Here is an 18220-nt window from a genome sequence, read left to right as displayed (position 1 = left end):
TGAGGGCACAGCATCTAACGCAAGCGTGAATTGCTTTTGGCGTCCGAGTGTTGAAAAAATGACCATAACAAAAACAATCGGCTAACCTAACGGGCGTGCCTGTCGCGGGTGTTGCGGTTCGGTTGGTTATCAGACAAAGGGATCATTTAGGATGCGGTCAAAGATGCGCAGTTTCGTTTCAGGTTTTGCAGTGGCAGCTAGTATTGCCGCAGCGTCGATGCCAATGTCTGCTGTTGCTGACCCGGCACCTGATGTTGGAAATTGGCAATCGGTTCTTGAACAAGCGCGGGGGCAAACCGTTTATTGGCACGCGTGGGGCGGAGAACCACGCATCAATGATTATATCGCATGGGCTGGTGGTCAGGTTCTTGAACTCTATGGCGTTGAGGTTGTTCAGGTTAAATTGACCGATACTGCCGATGCAGTGACCAAGGTCTTGTCGGAAAAGACCGCAGGTGTTGATGATGGCGGTGCGGTTGATCTGATCTGGATTAATGGTGAAAACTTTGCCGCGATGAAGCGCAATGATTTGCTGTTTGGTCCATGGGTCGAGGAAACGCCAAACTTTGACTATGTCGATGTCAAAGGTAAGCCAACCGTGATCAATGATTTTACCGTCCCGACCAATGGACTTGAAGCCCCATGGGGGATGGCACAGGTCAGTTTTTATTATGATACGGCAAAGCTTGATAGCGTGCCTAAATCAGCACAGGCATTGCTTGAATGGCTGGCAAAACATCCCGGACGGTTTACCTACCCACAACCACCAAACTATATGGGTTCGACCTTCCTCAAACAGGTTTTGACCGAGGTTGTTGACGACCCGAAAGTGTTGCAGCAGCCTGCCGACGAAGTGGACGCGCAAAAGGTTCTGACACCACTTTGGGGATACCTTGAAGATTTACAGCCGCTGTTGTGGCGCAATGGACAGGCCTATCCGCAAAACGGGGCGGCTATGCGCACCCTTCTGGCCGATAACGAAGTCGACATCGCGTTTTCATTTAGCTCAGGCGAGGTATCTTCGGCGATTGAGGCATTTGAGCTTCCCGATACTGTCCGGTCCTATGTCTTTGACACCGGCACGTTGGGCAATACCAACTTTGTCGCCGTTCCCTATAACGCGTCGGCCAAGGCTGGTGCGGTGGTTCTGGCAGATTTTCTGATGTCGCCCGAGGCACAATTGCGCAAACAGGACCCGCAATATTGGGGGGCGGATACCGTCCTTGCGATGGATAAGCTGCCCGCCGATATGCAAAACGCCTTTGCCAACCTCGATCTTGGGATCGCATCCCTGTCACCGGCTGAACGCGGTACGGTTCTGCCCGAACCCCATCCAAGTTGGATGAGCTTGGTCGAAACCGAATGGCAGAAACGCTATGGCGTGGTGCAGTAATCGCACATGCTGCGGTTTGTGCCGATCATCACCCTTTTCTTTATGGTCGGCCCGGTTTCCGCCGGGCTGATCGGGACCATTTTACCATCCTTTGGCATTCTGCCGGCCTTGGGGGGCGATGGGGCCAGTCTTGAGCCGTGGCGGGCATTGCTGACCCAGCCGGGTTTGGATCACTCCATTCGGTTGTCACTGATCAATGGCCTTGCCGCGACATTGATCTCGGTCGTGATTGTCATGCTGTTTTGTGCCGCATGGCAGGGCACCCGCGTGTTTCGGGTGCTCCAGCGGTTACTGTCGCCGATTTTATCCGTCCCGCACGCAACGGCGGCCTTTGGTTTGGCGTTTCTGATCGCACCATCGGGATGGATTGCCCGGCTGGTTGCGCAGGTTGCCGGGTGGGACCGCCCGCCTGATCTGGCGATTATCCATGATCCGCTTGGTTTTGCGATGATTGTCGGTTTGGTGATCAAGGAAATCCCGTTTTTATTCTTGATGACTTTGGCAGCCTTGCCACAGGCCGATACAGATCGCACCGCACAGGTTACTGCCAGCCTTGGTTATGGTCGTGTCACCGGATGGTTCAAGGTCACCTTGCCGCGCATTTATCCGCAAATTCGTCTGCCGGTTCTGGCCGTTCTGGCTTATTCGACGTCTGTGGTTGATGTTGCGATCATTTTAGCCCCGACAACCCCCGCCCCACTGGCCGTGCGTATCCTTGGTTGGCTGTCTGACCCGGATTTGTCGTATCGTTTCATGGCATCAAGCGGCGCGGTTTTGCAGTTAGGGATCGTTTTGGTCGCCATGGGTGTCTGGATTGGCGGGGAAAAGATCGTTGGTGCGCTGGGGCGTAACTGGGCTGTTGATGGCAGGCGCTTGGCCCATGACGGCTGGCTGCGTCACGGGGCGGCCATATTGGCGATTGTTGCTGCTGGTGCTGTGATCCTTGGGCTGGTGGTTCTTTTGGTCTGGAGCATTGCCGGGTTCTGGGCTTTTCCTGATGTCTTGCCGCGCAACTTCAGCCTGCGACTTTGGGCGCGCGAGTTTGACGCGCTTGGCGATAGTCTTGCCGTGACATTAATGATCGGTGTGCCCAGCGTTCTTGTCGCCATTGCACTGGTTTTGGGATGTCTGGAAAATGAAGTGCGCACCGGTTTTCGACCGCGCAAGCGCGTCATGTGGCTGATATACTTGCCGCTTTTGGTGCCCCAGATCAGTTTCATGTTTGGCCTTCAGGTGTTTTTCACCCTTGTCGGGTTGGACCGCACATTGTTTTCAGTGGTTCTCGCACATCTTGTTTTTGTTCTGCCGTACGTGTTTTTGTCGCTGTCTGATCCGTTTCGCGCACTTGATCCGCGCTATGGGCAAACCGCTTTGTGCCTTGGGGCATCACCAAACCGGGTGTTTTGGCAGGTCCGATTGCCGCTATTGACCCGTGCTGTCCTTACGGCGATGGCGGTTGGGCTTGCGGTGACCGTGGGGCAATATTTGCCAACACTTCTGATCGGGGCGGGACGGTTCGCAACCGTGACGACCGAGGCCGTGGCACTGGCAACAGGTGGTGATCGCCGGATGATTGGCATATATGGGTTGTTGCAGATGATGTTGCCCTTTGCCGGTTTTGCCTTGGCATTGCTGATCCCTGCAATTCTATTTGCACGGCGCCGTGGCATGGGTGGAAACAACAAGATATGAAGGTGGCATGAGCAATACGCAGATGAAAAGCGGCCTTGAGCTGCGTGATCTATCGATCCGGTTGGGGGATCGGTTGCTGGTGGATGTTGATCTTGTGATCGCACCGGGCGAGATCGTCACCCTTATGGGGCCAAGCGGGTCGGGGAAGTCCAGCCTTCTGGGGCATATTTGTGGCACATTACCCCCGGTTTTTGATGTGCAGGGCGTTGTTCGCCTGAACGATACTGTGCTGGATGGCTTGGCGCCGCAGGATCGGCATGTCGGCATTTTGTTTCAGGATGATTTGCTGTTTCCGCATTTATCGGTTGGTGGCAATCTGGCGTTTGCGCTGCCATCCTCCATCAGGGGAAAAACAGAACGACGTGCACGGGTTGCCGGGGCACTTGAAAGTGCGGGGTTGGCCGGATTTTCTGACCGTGATCCGGCGACTTTATCCGGCGGGCAGCGCGCGCGTGTTGCCTTGATGCGGGTGTTGCTGTCTGAACCCGGTGTTTTGTTGCTTGATGAGCCATTTTCAAAACTTGATCGTGGATTGCGCGATCAAATCAGATCGTTTGTGTTTGACCTTGCACGCCAGAATGGCTTACCGACCCTGATGGTGACCCATGACCCTGAAGATGGGCAGGCGGCAAACGGCAGGGTGATTGCACTTGATTAACGTACCTTTGCCATGTGGCAAATGTTCTGGTCAATCTGGCCGTTTGGCCCTATAGCATCCTACCGCAAAGAATTTTCTTGGGTCTTTGCCATAAAATGGCCCACGCGGCATGGAGAATGTCGTGCATGTTTCCCGAAGAAATGTATGCAATTGTTCCCGACGCACTGGATGCAGCCACCTGTGATCGCCTGATCACAGGTTTCGCCCATGAGATGGACGACGGCGGCCTTGTTCAGGGGCAAACAGCCGCGCATATCCGTCGGTCAAAAATCACATGGTTTAACGAAGAACAAGAACCGGTTGTTTCGCGTCGGATCATTGATTTGGTCGCAGATGTAAACCGCAACGTGTTTGACTTCATGCTGACCGATTTTGCCGAAGATGCCCAAATCGCCTGCTATTCCGGTGATCAACGCGGTCACTATGACTGGCACAGTGATGTTGGCGCATCTGACGTCGCACGGCGGCGCAAAATGACCCTCGTGATCCAGTTGTCAGATCCCGATGAGTATGAAGGCGGTGCATTGCAGCTCAATCCGGCGGGCCATGTTTTTGATGCGCCGATGACACGCGGAACCGCGATTTTCTTTCCGAGTTTTGTTTTGCATCGGGTCGCCCCGACCACGGCGGGCCTGCGCTATTCCCTGACCCAATGGGTGCATGGCAATCCGTTCCGCTAGACCGAAACGATTGGCCTATGACCGGATTTAGTAGCGTTCTAACCGATCCAGAAGGCGCGGGTTGCCCCATTTGGGCTGGCGATCTTCGAGTGCGGTTTCGTGATGGAAAATTTGGTCGTTATCGGCGGTTTGTTTGTCCAGACGCAGGCTGATCCAGCGGGGCACCAGTTCGTTGTTGAAATCATCCATCAACAGAACTGCGGAGCTTTCAAAATTCTCAAACGGAATATTGGCAATCTCGGCGTAATATTCGGCAAGCGTATTGGTTTTAAGGATCAACCGGTCCGGAACATATCGCAGCGTCATACGCGCGGGAAAGACATTGTCTGCACCGGTCAAATTGCTTTGCAGCGTCACGACATAATCAATCTGCGGCCCGGGGTTGGGTTCGGTCAGGATAAGGTTTCGGCGCTGGAAGATTTCAAGCATGTCTTAATTACCGTGGTTGTGCCGCTGTAAGCTAAAAGAATAAGCGCCTGCGTGCATCCATAAAAGGCTTCATTTTGGAGGGGGCGAAAGCGTTAAAGTATCACGCCTCAATTCCGTGATGAGAATTTGGGCCATCATCGTCCGCAAGCGGGCCAATTTCGACAAAGCGTGAACCATCCTGAAACACCATATGGCCCTTGTAGCCAGATATTTGTAACGCATCGCGAAAGATGCCGCGGATGTCGTCGCGGTTATGGGGTTTAAGCGGATTCTCGGTGCGGATGATCAGGTCAAATGTGCTTTCTTCGCCTTTGACCAAGCCATCAAGCTGGGTGTGGCCGACCTCGCTAAAGGATAGATCAAGCAGGAAGCGCGTACCGGGCTCTTCCTTTTCGCCTTTTTCGTTTTCCCGGTCCCCATGGCGCCAGCCGAGTTGCAGCTGTTCAATTTTGTCGCCCATGTTGAACGGCATTGCCATAACACGCCAGCCATCGGGGCGTTCTTCTGCGGCCATGCCGCGCAGATGACCAAAATCACCTTCAAGCCTTTTCAGTCCGCCAGCACCATCTGTATCGCCAAGTGCAGCAAGGCTGTTTGCTGCACGATCGCCCAGCCAGCCGCGCAAATTGCCACCCGGTCCGGTCATCGCGGCAAAGAAGAACATCATGGTCGCGGTTAGTTTAGGGCCTGCTTGTGGCAGGTTGTTCATCAATGATGACGCCGCACCCGGATCATGTTGCTGTAATGCACTGATGGCCTGTTGCAGACTGCCCCAGTCGCGTGACAAGGCCGCAGTTTGACCCCGCATCATCAAATCAGCCTCTGTCATGGGCATGGATGTGGCAACGCGACCACTGCCCGATGCATCGACACTAAAGGACAATGTCGCACCCGTTGGGGCAGGCATCGGCAGTTTGATGCCGACAATACCTGCTGATGTGCGCAAGGCGGTAAAGCCGTTTGGCAACATGCGGGCTTCGGGACTGTCGGATGGTAAAACCGTGCCGGTCAAAAGCAGGGCGGATGAGGATTGTCCGCCGGCCTGAAGCAAAACCGTCTGGTTTGGTGCGGTTGTCATTGCGGCGGTGGCCGCACCGCCGGCGGCAGGGTTGAGGACCTGTGCGGCCTGTTGTGCGGTGACAGTTCCCTGCCCAAGGAAAATCACCTGTGTCTGGCTGCCGACAGGAAGCTGGGTTCCGTTGGGCATGGTAAGGACCGATGTGGTCACCGCCGAAAACGTCTGGCCGGGGGTAAGGGTACTGCCGGTGATGTTACCGGCTGTTATGGCACTTCCGGTGGCGGTTGCACCGGGTGTCAAAGTTTGGGGAAGCAATTGCAGACGCATGCCATCGGCAGGGGTTGTTGTTCCGCCGCCTGGCATTTGCGCTGTTGTCTGGTTTGCGGTCGGAATGCGTGCCCAAATTAAATCACCCAGATTGGATGGAAGTTGAGTTGGCACCTTAACCGTGACCTGACCTAGTGCAGTCGCAAGGGTCAACTGGTTTCCCGATTGCGATTGGACCCTTGCCTGAAGCAGGGTTTCCACCGGTAATTTCGCAATTGCCGCCGCGACTTTTTGCGGCGTGTCGTTGGTGACGGTTGCTGTGACCTGTGCCGGTGTGCCCGCCTGGCCGCCTTGGCCGCTGGTGCCAGCCGAAGCCTGTCCACCGACAGAAGGGCCTGGCGATATGGCTTGCGGCGGCAGGGTCATGACAAATTATTCCTCGAGCAAGGTCTGCGCGATGGCCTCTATATCGTGGGCTGCATCGCAATTTGGATGACGCATCAAAAGCGGTGTCTGATTGCGAATGCATTCCGATACACGCGTATCTGAGCGAATAACACCCAACAAAGGCGGGGAAATTTTCAAAAATCCCTCGCAGGCTTTCAGCAACTTGTTATAGATCGCCTGACCTTCTTTTTTATCCTTGGCCATATTGACCACAACCCGGATATCGGTTTTTGGTCGGGCCATATGGGTGATCTTGATAAAGGCATAGGCATCCGTCAAAGACGTCGGGTCACCATTGGTGATGACAATGACGGTATTGGCAAGGCCGGTCATCTGACGCACACCCTGATCCACACCGGCACCAAGGTCGATCAGAACCTTGTCATAGGATTTCCCTGTCTGGATAAGGTCATCAGACAGAGCCTGAAGTCGGGTGGCTGGAAGATTGGCAAGACTGCCCGAACCGCTGCGCCCAGCAATGATGTCAAAGCCGCCATCAGGGAATTTCGTGATGGCGTCCTTAAGGCTGATGCGCCCGGCGATAACCCCGCCCAGATCATGTTTGGGCATCAGGCCAAGCTGGATGTCAATATTGGCAAGGCCAAGATCACCATCAAACAGCAATGCCTTGTGCCCTTCGAGAACCATGGCATGGGTCAGGGTAATGGAAAACCAGGTCTTGCCCACGCCGCCTTTGCCAGATGCGACGGCAAGAACATTGCGGCCTCTGGTACGCGGGGCAGATTTTGGTGTGGCATCGGACTTGGTCGTCATTTCATGACCTCGGAGAAGCTCGGTTTCGCGGTTTTGGCGCGATGGGACGGTATGAGAAGTTTGGCTAAGGCAAGGGGACTAAGCGCTGTCAGACCATCCGCAACCTGTGCCGTCATACTTACATTACAAAGGGAAAGATTTCCTGAATCCGCCCCGTATAACGCACCGCCAAGGCGGGCGGCAACATCGAGGCGTGATATCATCAAACGCGTCGCGCCGCCATCGGCAAAGGCATTGGCGATATCAGCAGACTCATCTGCATCAATTCCCGCAGGATTAACCAGTATTGTCTCGTTTGGTATTGCCGAAAGGAATTCACAAAGCGTGCCAATTTCACTTTCGAGATACGGATTGCAGTTGGCTGTATCAATCAGGATCATATCGGCTTCGCGAATTTCACCAAACCGGGCTTTGAGTTCGTCGGCTGATTTGGCCTGAACCAGATCAATGCTTAGAATGCGGGTGAATGCAGAAAGCTGCGCCATGCCTCCGGCACGTTTGTAATCGGTTGTAATCACCGCAACTTTACGTTTTTTCATCACAGCACGGGCGGCGGTTTTGGCAACAGCCAACGTTTTGCCCGACCCCGGCGGGCCGACAAAGGCCAATGCACGGGGCGTATTTTTTTCCGGAAGTGGCGAGAAATCGAAAATTTCATCAAGTGCCCCGGCCAGCAATTGCTGGGCAGAGGCCGCAGCAGTTTCGCGCGCCATCAGATCACACAGGCGAATGCGCAGCCGTTCGGGAAAATTATGCCGGGTCAAAGCTTCTTCTGCGGCATCAAGTTGTTCCTGCAGGGCAGGGGCATGTGTTCCATCATCATTGATATCGAAATCAGGATCATGGTCAAGGGCGGCGGTAAGGCGCACGCCACTTCCCGGGATATCCTGTGTTGATACAATGATTGCATCAGATCCCATGTGTTCCTTAACCAGCGCCATGGCTTCTGTCATGGTGGGGGCAGTAAAGGTCTTAAGACGCATTTATGCCCTCCTTACTGGTTGTGCCCGGCATCGGGCGTATGGATTTGGTGCGGACCATCAGATTTGCCCCAGGGTTTTAAGTTGCGCCTTGGGGTGAATTTCGTTCTGCGACATGACCACAGTGGTCGGGCGGAAACGCTCAACAATTGAACGGACATAAGGGCGAATGCCCGGACTGGTCAGAAGGACGGGTGATTCCCCCATCATGCCCAACCGTTCAAACGTGGTGCGCACCTTGTTGATGAATTCCTGAAGCTGGCTTGGTGGAATGGAAAGTTGCTTTTCCTCGCCCGATCCCACCAGACTTTCGGCAAAAATCTGTTCCCATTGCGGGGACATGGTCACCAGCGGGATGACACCATCCATATTAGTATTCACATCCGATAATTGACGTGCAAGCCGTGAACGCACATGTTCGGTCATAAAGGTCGGATTGCGGGTAAAGGCGGTTGCCTCGGCCACACCTTCAAGAATCGTCGGCAGATCACGAATGGACACGCGTTCGGTCAAAAGGTTTTGCAGAACGCGCTGAACACCGCCGACCGATACCTGACCCGGTACGATGTCTTCGACCAGTTTCTTCTGATCGTCATCAAGTTCATCCATTAGCTTCTGGGTTTCCGCATAGGACAGAAGTTCTGGCATGTGATCTTTGATGACTTCGGTGATATGCGTCGTGATCACTGTTTGCGGATCAACCACTGTATAACCGCGGAACATGGCTTCTTCCTTCATGCCCTGTTCAATCCACATGGCAGGCAGGTTAAAGGTTGGCTCCATCGTCTTCTCACCCGAAAGCGTGATTTCCTCGCCGCGCGGGTCCATCACCAGCAACATGTTTGGGCGCAAATCACCCCGGCCGGCTTCGATTTCCTTGACCCGCAGCACATAGGTATTGGCGGGCAGTTGCATGTTGTCCTGAATTCGGACCGACGGCATGACAAAGCCCATGTCACCGGCAAGCTGACGGCGAAGTGCCTTGATCTGATCGGTGAGTTTCTGACCGCGTTCGGTACTGATCAGAGATAGCAAGCCATACCCGAGTTCAAGGCGCACATAGTCCATGCGAAGGGAGTTGGCGATGGGTTCTTCGGGCGGCGGTGCGGCGGCGTCTGCCGCGGCTTTGGATTCCTGTGCGACGACCTGATCCGCACTGTCTTTTTGTTTCTTACCCATGCGATAGGCAAGATAGCCCAAACCAATGGCAAGGCCGAGGAACCAGACCATCGGAATCCCGGGCAGAAGCGACATCCCCCCCATCAGAGCCGCAGCAACGCCAAGAGCCGCAGGATAGTTGCTCATCTGGCCGAAAACAGCCTTTTCCGTCGCCCCGTCAAGACCGCCCTTGGTGACCAGAAGGCCGGCAGCAGTCGATACAATAAGGGCCGGGATCTGCGATACCAGACCATCACCAACTGTCAGGATCGTGTATGTTTCGGTGGCTTCGGCAAGGGACAAGCCCATCTGAGCGGTGCCGATAATGATGCCGCCAACCACGTTGATGAAGGTAATCAGGATACCGGCAACCGCATCACCACGGACGAACTTGGATGCACCATCCATAGACCCGAAGAAAGAACTTTCATCTTCGAGTTCTTTACGCCGCGCCTTGGCCTGTTCTTCGTTGATCAGACCTGATGACAGATCCGCATCAATGGCCATCTGCTTGCCGGGCATGGCATCAAGGGTAAAGCGGGCGGCGACCTCGGCGATACGGCCCGAACCCTTGGTGATCACGACAAAGTTGATGATGACCAGAATGGCAAAGACAATAATCCCGATCACGAAGTTGCCGGAGATCAGGAAACTGCCGAACGCCTCGATCACTGCACCGGCGGCATGGGTGCCTTCGTGGCCGTGCCCGAGAATCAGACGCGTGGTCGCAATATTCAATGCCAGTCGCAAGGAGGTTGCCACCAGAAGGATCATCGGGAATGAATTGAATTCAAGCGGTTTTTGAATGAATAGCGACGTCATCAAAATCAGCACGGAAAAGCTGATCGACAGGGCGAGCATGAAATCAAGCAACCAAGGCGGCATCGGGAACATCATGACCACAAGGATCATGATGAAACCAAGCGCCATTGCGATATCGCCGCGCTTCAACGCCGAGGAAACACGCGCCTGAATACCAGCCATATTCAGCCCGCCACCGCCGGAGCCGTCAGACCCGCCTGATCCAGTCGGTGTGATGTCTTGACCTTCGGCCATTGTGTTTGCTGGTTATCCTGTTGGTTACGCTTGTTTGGTGATGGTTCTTTTACCCCTGCATATGGGGAGTGATGATCATGATTTCATGGTCAGTCGTGACCATCACCCGGGGCTGGCACAGCAAGTCCGTCGTCGGTATATTGCCGCAACTTGTTACGCAATGTCCGAATGGAAATGCCAAGAATGTTTGCCGCATGCGTCCGGTTACCAAAGCAGTGTTTCAGCGTATCAATGATCAGATCGCGTTCAACCGCAGCCACAGTCCGCCCAACGAGGGAGGATGTGCCCGATCCGTTTTCTACTGTGTTTTGGGCATCGACGTTGTCCGTATTGGCATCGGCAGAGGACGTATCGTCTGGCTCAGTCGAATGTGGCGCGGGTGCTGATGGCGCGCTTGGCTTATAGGCTGATGATGCCGCACCATATGCCGCGTTGGCATTGGCATAGGCCGAACTCGCCCGGCTGGACGGCGAGGCGGTAGAAGGGGCTGGCGACGCTGGTTCAGTTGCCGCCGGCGCAGGGGATGGGGCTGGTGCGCTTGCTGTGCTGCCCGTTAGTAAGATCGCTTCGGGACCGATTTCATCCGGGCCAGCAACCAGAACAGCGCGATGCAGAGTATTTTCAAGTTCACGCACGTTGCCGCGCCAGTGATGCGACAGCAACCGCTGGATCGCCAATTGGCTGATTGGGCGCAGTGGCATGTCGTTGGCTTCGGAATATTTTTTGACAAAGAATTCGGCCAGAACCGGAATATCGTCAGGGCGTTCGCGCAAAGACGGAATATCGAGGTTAACGACATTCAAACGGAAATAAAGGTCTTCCCGGAAATTGCCTGCGTTGACTTCGGCCTCAAGATTACGGTTCGAGGTTGCCAGAATACGCACATCGATTTTAACCGGGCTTTTGCCGCCAAGCCGATCAATTTCCTTTTCCTGAATGGCACGCAGCAATTTTGCCTGCAGGCGGACGTCCATTTCGCTGATTTCATCAAGCAAAAGGGTTCCGTTGTTGGCTTCTTCGAATTTACCGATCCGCCGCGCCTGCGCGCCGGTAAAGGCGCCTTTTTCATGGCCGAACAGTTCGGATTCCAGAAGATTATCGGGGATGGCTGCACAGTTTACCGCGACAAACGGTTTGTCCGCGCGGTTTGATTTGCGGTGGACAAACCGTGAGATGATTTCCTTACCGGTACCACTTTCACCCGTGATCAGGATGGAGGCCGAACTTTTGGCAACTTGTGTCGCCAGACGCAGGGTTTCGGCCATCTTGGGATCGCGATGGATCAGCGCATGGCTTTCTTCGGTAACGGCTTCGAAAATGGCGGCAATCAGGTCGGCTTCGGGGGGAAGGGGGATGAATTCCTGAGCACCGGCCTTAATGGCGTTTACGGCACCATTGACGTCATTTCCGACACCACATGCAACAACCGGCACATTGATGCGTTCCTGAGATATGGCATCAATAAGGGCTGCGACATCAAGGGTGATGTCGGCCATTACAACGTCGATACGGTTGCCTGCCCGCAGGATATTAAGCGCAGTTGTTACGCTTTCGGCCAATTGTACCGAAGCGCCGCGCGCCATAGCGATCTTGCTGGCTGCGCCGATCTGTCCGCCCAGTCCACCAACGATCAGTACCTGCATAGTCTCATCTCTTTCCGATCATTTTCAATTGGCCGCGAAAGCCGCTTTGACAAAGAGAAGTTCGGGGCCGAAAGTTCCAAGGTGTTGATCAATCAAAATAGCTCACGCGTTTCGATGGCGGCAGGATCGAGTTGATCAGCATTTCCAGACGACGGGGGTTTTCCTGACGACCGATGGATACGGCCCCCACCATGTAAACTGAATTTAGAAGTTCTTCGTCGTTCGAGTTACGTTCAAGTTTACCCGCCAGCGGCATGAAGACCATGTTGGCCAAAACTGCACCATAAAAGGTTGTCAAAAGTGCAACGGCCATCGACGGGCCGATGGAAGACGGATCATCAAGGTTACCAAGCATCTGCACCAGACCGATCAGTGTGCCGATCAGGCCCATTGCCGGGGCAACGTCACCAGCCTTACGCAGAATATTGGCACCTTTTTGGTGACGACCGATGGTGGCGTTCATGTCTTTGCGCATGATCGCTTCGACTTCTTCGGACGGGGTCCCATCGACAACAAGCGAAAGGCCCTTCCACAGGTATTCTTCGCTTTGCAGGCTGTCGAGGTGTCCTTGCAGGGACAGAACCCCACCTTTACGGGCGATTTCAGCCAATTGCAAAATCTGTAACGCGGCGTCTCCCGGATTGCGCGATTTATGGAAAATCGTACGCATCAGGATCTTGCCGGAACCAAGGAACTCACCAAGCGCAAAACTGACGGCCGTAATCGACGCAGTACCGCCAATAACAATTAGAACAGACGGGATATCAATAAAGGCGCCAGGTGAACCACCGAATACAATTGCGGCAATCACAAGTGCAAAGCCAACGACCAGTCCCCCGACTGTCGCAATATCAAATGACGTCTTAGTCCCCCCTTCCGCCATAGTCGCGTATCCCTTCTTGCGTTAGCTTTTTTCAGACTTGATGATTTCCGTCATGGTGACACCAAGACGATCTTCCACAACCACCACTTCGCCACGAGCGACCAAACGGTTGTTGACATATATATCAATAGCTTCACCAACTTTACGGTCAAGCTCTACGACAGCACCACGACCAAGTTTCAGCAGTTGGCTTACCTGCATGGTTGCTTTTCCAAGCACCGCTGAAACCTGAACGGGAATATCATAGACGGCTTCAAGGTCTTTGGACGTCTTCATCTGTTCGCTGCCGATATCTGCAGCCGCCAGAAGTTCCGTGCCTTCGCCTTCAAAATCGTTGTCGCTGTCTTCGAGATCCGAGAGTTCAATATCGTCGTCTTCAGCCATTTTCGTCTCCTGCGTCTTTGGTCGATTGCTTTACAGCAGCCCGATCATCTGCTTGGGGCGAATGTTGCGCCTGTCCATTTTCAGGATTTCCGTCCTGCCCAGCAGACGCGCCCGGGGTCGGGTTGGCAGATTGCGGTTTGGTCGGCTCGCCGGTCTCAGCGCTATGCGCCTGATGGGTGGCACCGTCGCCCTGATTGGTCGGTGGCGTTGCATCCTCGTTCGTGTTTTGCGCCAGGTCGGCGGCATCTTGTTGTGTCGGCGCAGTTACCGCTGCCTGATCATGGTTTTGTTCTGTGTGCTCTGTCGATGTGGTGTCTGCGACAGGATCGATCAGTGTTTCCGGCGCATTATCAAGTGTCGGCATTGCATCATCTGGCGATGTTTGCACATTCCGCAGACTGGTGCCATCGCCTTCTTTTACTTGATGTTCTGATGGGTCGGAAGGTGCGCTGTCCTGGGATGTGTCCGAGGTAACATTTTGCGGAACCTCATGGGCAACATCCAAGGGGACCTCGCCTGCGTCATCTGCCGATAAATCCGTTGTCACAGACGCATCATCCGCAGACGAGGATACTTGGTCCGAGGCGTTTGGTACCGGATTCGGTTCGTTGTCTTCTTCGTCTGCGGGAACCTGAGATGCTTGTTGATGCTCAGGGTTCGCAGCCGGTGCCTCATCGGGCAGGCGGGTTTCCTGAATGTCGGGATCGCCCATATCACTTTCGGCAAGGTCGTGTTCCTCGCTGTGAAGGCCGAGTGCGGTATCAATGATGTTGTTGATTTCCGCCCATACACGGCTGCTATCGCGGACAGCTGTGCCATCACCCCATGACACCATACAGTCACCGGGTGCTACATCCGGCTCTCCGACAACCACAACATTACCGGAAAAACCACGTGATAGCGCGATCTGCTGGGCACTGTCTGAAATTGTCTGTTCAAGATCGGGATGGACCTTGATCATGACTTTGGGCGCTTCAAACAGATTGGCCAGACATTGACGGACGATGTCTTCGATTTCAGTCAGTTCATATTGTTTTGACCACGCCGGGGCCAGTTTGCGCATTACGCCCAGGGCAACATGGATGGCGTCTTCGTTGATCCCTGCGTTGGCGCGTTTTTGTTGTTCGTCGATCTGGGCAAGTTTTTCGCCAATGACGGCCTGACAATCTGCCGACGCTTTTTCAAGTGACGACAGAATTTCCTGGCGACCCTGTTCCAGGCCCTGTGCGTGGCCTTCGGCCAATGCTTGCTCACGAGCGGCATTTTCGGCTTCGGCGATCATTTGTGCAGATTGTTCTTCGGTATAGATCGCCGGTGGGGGAGGTGGTGCTTCCTCCTCTTTTTTCTTTTTCTTCTTTTTGCCCATTTCGTAATGCTCGTCATCACCGCCCGATGAGCGAATGACATTGTCTGCATCATCAAAACTTAGAGCAAATGTGAACTTTTCAATGGCCGTCATATCGAACCGCTAAACCGCCTTGAGCAACATAAGGGGGCAGCCACTGGCTGCCCGTGAGACGTACAGCTGGCTGGATCATTAGCTTTCCTGATACAGCCAGTTGCGAATAATCGCGAGAGCTTCCTCAGGATGTTTTTCGACAATCTCGCCAATTTTCTTGACCGACGATGCTTTTACACGACCTTCGACCATGGAAAGATTGATCAATTCTTCGCCGTCATCCATGCCCGGTGCCATTGGTACGGGTGCTGGGCCTTCGAGTGCTGGTGTGCCGTCTGCTGTCATGTCTTCAGAAAGCAACTGGCGCTGTGCCATATCAGCAGCACTTGGCAGGGTTTCAAATGCACGTGTGAGCAACGGGCGCACCACCAGCAGGATGACGAGGATCGCGACAATGGCCAGCACCAGCATTTCTGCGATGCGGAAGATTTCAGCCTTGTCGAGACCGAGGAAGGTTTCGATGTCTTCATCCGGGAACAGATCTGCGGTATCAACAAACTGCATGTTGATGACTTCAACCTGATCGCTACGCTGCGGGTCATAGCCGATGGCACTTCGCACGAGTGCGGCTATTTTTTCCAGATCCTCGGGGGTGCGTTCCTGATAGAGGCGTTCGCCATTTTCATCAGTGGTATAGGTGCCATCAACCAAAACCGCGACAGTTACCCGTGAAATCTCGCCGATTTCCTTAACCTGCGTCGTGGTGGTTTTGGAAATTTCGTAATTCACCGTTTCTTCAGACCGGGTTTCCTGACTTTGCGTACCCGCACCCGCACCGCCATTAAGGTTGGGATCGGGCAGGTTATTTTGCAAGGTTACCGGATCGGCCCCCTCGGTCTCTGAATTGGTGGAATTTTCGTCAATGGTTTGGCTTGACCGTACAACCCGTTCATCGGGATTGAAACGTTCATTGGCCGTGGTGATCTTGTTGAAATCCATTTCGACCGATACTTCGGCACGGACTTCGCCATACCCCAAGGATCGCGACAAAAGGTCTTCGATGGTGTTGCGCAGGCGGCTTTCATTGCGAATGCGCATCTCATCGGCTGACTGTGTCAGGAACGTTGAAGACTGTTGTTCGCCATCACCACGTGCGAGAAGACGACCACGTTCATCAATGATCGACACTTTGCCGGGATCAAGTTGAGGAACCGCAGCGGCGACCAGATGTTGAATGGCGACGACCTGTTCGGGTTTAAGTTCTCCACCCGACATTTTCACCGCAATAGAGGCGCTGGCTTGCTGGGTTTCGCGCGAAAACATCTGACGTTTGGGCAGAACAAGATGAACCCGGGCATGCTGGATCGACTGGATTGACGCGATGGTACGGGCCAGTTCGCCTTCAAGTGCGCGGACATGATTGATGTTTTGTTCAAAGCTTGTCGCGCCAAAGCCGTCAGCATTATCGAAAACTTCATAGCCGACGGAACCGCCTGCGGGCAGGCCGCTTTCGGCCATGGTCAGACGCATGCGGTTAACCTGATCGGACGGCACAAGAATTTCTGTGCCGTTATTGAGCAGCTGATAGCTGACTTGCTGATCTTCGAGCCGGTTGACGATTTGGCTGGCATCAGCTGGATCAAGGTCGCGGTACAGCAGTTCCATGTTGGGCGCTGAAACACGCAGGATCAGGAAAGCAAAGAAGACAAGCAGCAACACCCCGACGCCGCTCATGGCCATCAGACGTGTTGGTCCCAAAGTCTTTAGCGTTTGTAACAAGCCGTTCACTTTCGACTGCCCCGCACCTAGATTTATACTGTCCCCGGTACTGATCGCTTCACACAGAAAGGGACCAGTATCAACAACGAATAGTTCTCCATGCTGAAGAACAGGTTAACAACCGGCAATTTTTGCCGGGTTGGGTGATTCAAATTCGTCAGTGATTTGAATCGTTTGGATGTTTTCTGACCGGGTTCGACTGCCCTTTATGTAGTGATTCTTTGCCAAAAAAGAAGCCCGGCAGTTTTGCCGGGCGAGTCTCTGTGCATTTGGCGCGCTGCAAGACGCATGATCGCACGGTGCAGAGTATCAATTATCGTTTGATGCTGATCAGCTCATCAAGCATTTCGTCGGTTGTGGTGATCGTTTTGGTATTTGCCGAATAAGCACGTTGGGTGACGATCATATTGGTGAATTCTTCAGCCAGATCGACGTTTGACCCTTCAAGTGCTGAGGCGACAACGTTGCCTGCACCATTCAGGCCCGGTTCGCGCAGCAGATAGTCGCCCGACTCACGGGTTTGGCGATAGACGTTGCCGGTATGGTTTTCCATCTCATCGGCGGCCTCAAAGGTCGCAATTGCCAGCTTGTAGACCGGGCGTTTGACGCCGTTGGCAAATTCGATCTGCAGGAAGCCTTCTTCGGTGAGGGCATAGTTTACCATGGTGCCAGCTTGCGCACCGTTTTGGTTGATGAAGTGCGTGGTATAGTCAACGTTGTTGCCGTTGGCATCTGCGCCAGCAGCAAACTGTGTGATGCCGTTGCCAAGGCCGATGGTGCCGAAGTCAAGGTTGATGGCACTGGCATCAGAGCCATTGGTCCATTCTGCCGAGATATCGGCATCGGTCAAATCACCGGTCGTCCCGACCGTGACAGCACCAATGGTGGCTGCGACACCATCAAAGGATTGCAAGTTCCCTGAACCGTCGAAGGTGATGGTTCCGGCCTGGATCAAGCCATTTGGATGGTCGGTTGCATCAAGTTGGCCGGCTGTGGTGTTGCCAGTCAGCTCAAAGCCCCAACGGTTCTGACCCAGTTTGACAACTTGCAGGTTGACGGTATGGGCGGAACCCAGCGAGTCATAAATTGTGACTGGCATGGTGTTGTCTTCGGCAATTGTTCCTGTTGCCAAATCACCCGCAGTGTAGGTGGCGGCCAATGTGCCAGGTACGCCGGGGATGCCAAGAGCGGTGAGTGGTGTGCCGGTCACGTTGGCAAAGACCACATCCTGATCGGCAAATGCACCAGTAAGGGTCAGTGTATCATTTGTACCTGTCGTGGTGGTGGTGGCTGCAATCCCGGTTATCGCACTGATTGCAGATGCAAGATCTTCGAGCGTGTCGCCGGTATTGATCGTGATTGTAGAGGTCGTGCCGTCATGCGTAATTGTGAACTGGTCGCCGTTGGCGATGCCGGCTAATGCTGTTAGGTCCGTGGTATCATAATCGATGCCAGCAGTGGCTGAAGTCGCTGTGCCGCCAGTAACAGCAGTCTCATCTGAGTTCAGGTTTGCGCCAAACTCAAGTGATGTTGTAGATGCTGCGGCGGTCAGGATCGAATTGATATCAAGAACCTGAAGA

The 18220-nt window shown here is 54.1% G+C and carries 15 protein-coding genes; 4 read left to right on the top strand and 11 right to left on the bottom strand.

Annotation, left to right across the window (positions count from 1 at the left end):
- Positions 1-163: 163 nt before the first annotated feature.
- The 4 genes from AMM48_RS19470 to AMM48_RS19455 all read left to right on the top strand — a co-directional run bounded on the left by AMM48_RS19470 (position 164) and on the right by AMM48_RS19455 (position 4423).
- A complete protein-coding gene (locus AMM48_RS19470; protein ID WP_181951595.1) occupies positions 164-1393 on the top strand; it encodes an ABC transporter substrate-binding protein in 1230 nt (409 codons plus the stop codon).
- A 6-nt stretch (positions 1394-1399) separates the two neighbouring features.
- The gene (locus tag AMM48_RS19465; protein WP_102785430.1) at positions 1400-3085 is read left to right on the top strand and encodes an ABC transporter permease subunit; all 1686 of its coding nucleotides are present in this window, start codon (positions 1400-1402) and stop codon (positions 3083-3085) included.
- Between the two features lie 7 nt (positions 3086-3092).
- A complete protein-coding gene (locus tag AMM48_RS19460; protein ID WP_198413564.1) occupies positions 3093-3743 on the top strand; it encodes an ATP-binding cassette domain-containing protein in 651 nt (216 codons plus the stop codon).
- A 125-nt stretch (positions 3744-3868) separates the two neighbouring features.
- On the top strand, positions 3869-4423 hold the full coding sequence (locus AMM48_RS19455; RefSeq protein WP_102785429.1) for a 2OG-Fe(II) oxygenase: 555 nt from the start codon (positions 3869-3871) through the stop codon (positions 4421-4423).
- Between the two features lie 27 nt (positions 4424-4450).
- Here AMM48_RS19455 and AMM48_RS19450 read toward each other — a convergent pair whose 3' ends face one another.
- From AMM48_RS19450 to AMM48_RS19400, 11 genes are all read right to left on the bottom strand, one after another.
- A complete protein-coding gene (locus AMM48_RS19450) occupies positions 4451-4852 on the bottom strand; it encodes a hypothetical protein (RefSeq protein WP_102785428.1) in 402 nt (133 codons plus the stop codon).
- Between the two features lie 100 nt (positions 4853-4952).
- On the bottom strand, positions 4953-6563 hold the full coding sequence (locus tag AMM48_RS19445; RefSeq protein ID WP_102785427.1) for a hypothetical protein: 1611 nt from the start codon (positions 6561-6563) through the stop codon (positions 4953-4955).
- 6 nt (positions 6564-6569) lie between these two features.
- On the bottom strand, positions 6570-7358 hold the full coding sequence (locus AMM48_RS19440) for a MinD/ParA family protein (RefSeq protein WP_101302017.1): 789 nt from the start codon (positions 7356-7358) through the stop codon (positions 6570-6572).
- The gene (locus AMM48_RS19435; RefSeq protein WP_102785426.1) at positions 7355-8341 is read right to left on the bottom strand and encodes a GTP-binding protein; all 987 of its coding nucleotides are present in this window, start codon (positions 8339-8341) and stop codon (positions 7355-7357) included. The genes AMM48_RS19440 and AMM48_RS19435 overlap by 4 nt, the downstream gene beginning before the upstream one ends.
- 57 nt (positions 8342-8398) lie before the next feature.
- A complete protein-coding gene (gene flhA / locus AMM48_RS19430) occupies positions 8399-10552 on the bottom strand; it encodes a flagellar biosynthesis protein FlhA (RefSeq protein ID WP_181951594.1) in 2154 nt (717 codons plus the stop codon).
- 89 nt (positions 10553-10641) lie between these two features.
- Positions 10642-12195: a sigma-54 dependent transcriptional regulator gene (locus AMM48_RS19425; protein WP_102785425.1), complete on the bottom strand. Its 1554-nt coding sequence runs from the start codon at positions 12193-12195 to the stop codon at positions 10642-10644.
- 88 nt (positions 12196-12283) lie between these two features.
- Positions 12284-13078, bottom strand: coding sequence for a MotA/TolQ/ExbB proton channel family protein (locus tag AMM48_RS19420; protein WP_022731855.1), 795 nt, complete (start codon positions 13076-13078; stop codon positions 12284-12286).
- 21 nt (positions 13079-13099) lie between these two features.
- Entirely contained in the window at positions 13100-13354 is a 255-nt protein-coding gene (gene fliN, locus AMM48_RS19415) for a flagellar motor switch protein FliN (RefSeq protein WP_258548896.1), read from the bottom strand.
- A gap of 100 nt (positions 13355-13454) precedes the next feature.
- Positions 13455-14921 carry a FliH/SctL family protein gene (locus AMM48_RS19410; protein WP_102785424.1) on the bottom strand — a complete coding sequence of 489 codons (1467 nt, stop codon included), beginning with the start codon at positions 14919-14921 and terminating at the stop codon, positions 13455-13457.
- A 78-nt stretch (positions 14922-14999) separates the two neighbouring features.
- Positions 15000-16601, bottom strand: a complete 1602-nt coding sequence (fliF, locus tag AMM48_RS19405; RefSeq protein ID WP_244271319.1) for a flagellar basal-body MS-ring/collar protein FliF — start codon at positions 16599-16601, stop codon at positions 15000-15002.
- A 352-nt stretch (positions 16602-16953) separates the two neighbouring features.
- A partial coding sequence (locus tag AMM48_RS19400) for a flagellar hook-basal body complex protein (protein WP_102785422.1) occupies positions 16954-18220 on the bottom strand: 1267 nt, incomplete at its 5' end.

It is taken from the genome of Thalassospira sp. GB04J01 (assembly GCF_000751115.1).
Lineage (GTDB): Bacteria > Pseudomonadota > Alphaproteobacteria > Rhodospirillales > Thalassospiraceae > Thalassospira > Thalassospira lucentensis.
Note: the sequence above shows the minus strand (reverse complement) of the source record. Positions and strands in the feature narration are given on the sequence as shown.

Coding starts and splice junctions, on each gene's coding strand:
- AMM48_RS19470 (WP_181951595.1), top strand. CDS start 164: ATGCGCAGTTTCGTTTCAGGTTTTGCAGTGGCAGCTAGTATTGCCGCA.
- AMM48_RS19465 (WP_102785430.1), top strand. CDS start 1,400: ATGCTGCGGTTTGTGCCGATCATCACCCTTTTCTTTATGGTCGGCCCG.
- AMM48_RS19460 (WP_198413564.1), top strand. CDS start 3,093: ATGAGCAATACGCAGATGAAAAGCGGCCTTGAGCTGCGTGATCTATCG.
- AMM48_RS19455 (WP_102785429.1), top strand. CDS start 3,869: ATGTTTCCCGAAGAAATGTATGCAATTGTTCCCGACGCACTGGATGCA.
- AMM48_RS19450 (WP_102785428.1), bottom strand. CDS start 4,852: ATGCTTGAAATCTTCCAGCGCCGAAACCTTATCCTGACCGAACCCAAC.
- AMM48_RS19445 (WP_102785427.1), bottom strand. CDS start 6,563: ATGACCCTGCCGCCGCAAGCCATATCGCCAGGCCCTTCTGTCGGTGGA.
- AMM48_RS19440 (WP_101302017.1), bottom strand. CDS start 7,358: ATGACGACCAAGTCCGATGCCACACCAAAATCTGCCCCGCGTACCAGA.
- AMM48_RS19435 (WP_102785426.1), bottom strand. CDS start 8,341: ATGCGTCTTAAGACCTTTACTGCCCCCACCATGACAGAAGCCATGGCG.
- flhA (WP_181951594.1), bottom strand. CDS start 10,552: ATGGCCGAAGGTCAAGACATCACACCGACTGGATCAGGCGGGTCTGAC.
- AMM48_RS19425 (WP_102785425.1), bottom strand. CDS start 12,195: ATGCAGGTACTGATCGTTGGTGGACTGGGCGGACAGATCGGCGCAGCC.
- AMM48_RS19420 (WP_022731855.1), bottom strand. CDS start 13,078: ATGGCGGAAGGGGGGACTAAGACGTCATTTGATATTGCGACAGTCGGG.
- fliN (WP_258548896.1), bottom strand. CDS start 13,354: ATGAAGACGTCCAAAGACCTTGAAGCCGTCTATGATATTCCCGTTCAG.
- AMM48_RS19410 (WP_102785424.1), bottom strand. CDS start 14,921: ATGACGGCCATTGAAAAGTTCACATTTGCTCTAAGTTTTGATGATGCA.
- fliF (WP_244271319.1), bottom strand. CDS start 16,601: ATGGCCATGAGCGGCGTCGGGGTGTTGCTGCTTGTCTTCTTTGCTTTC.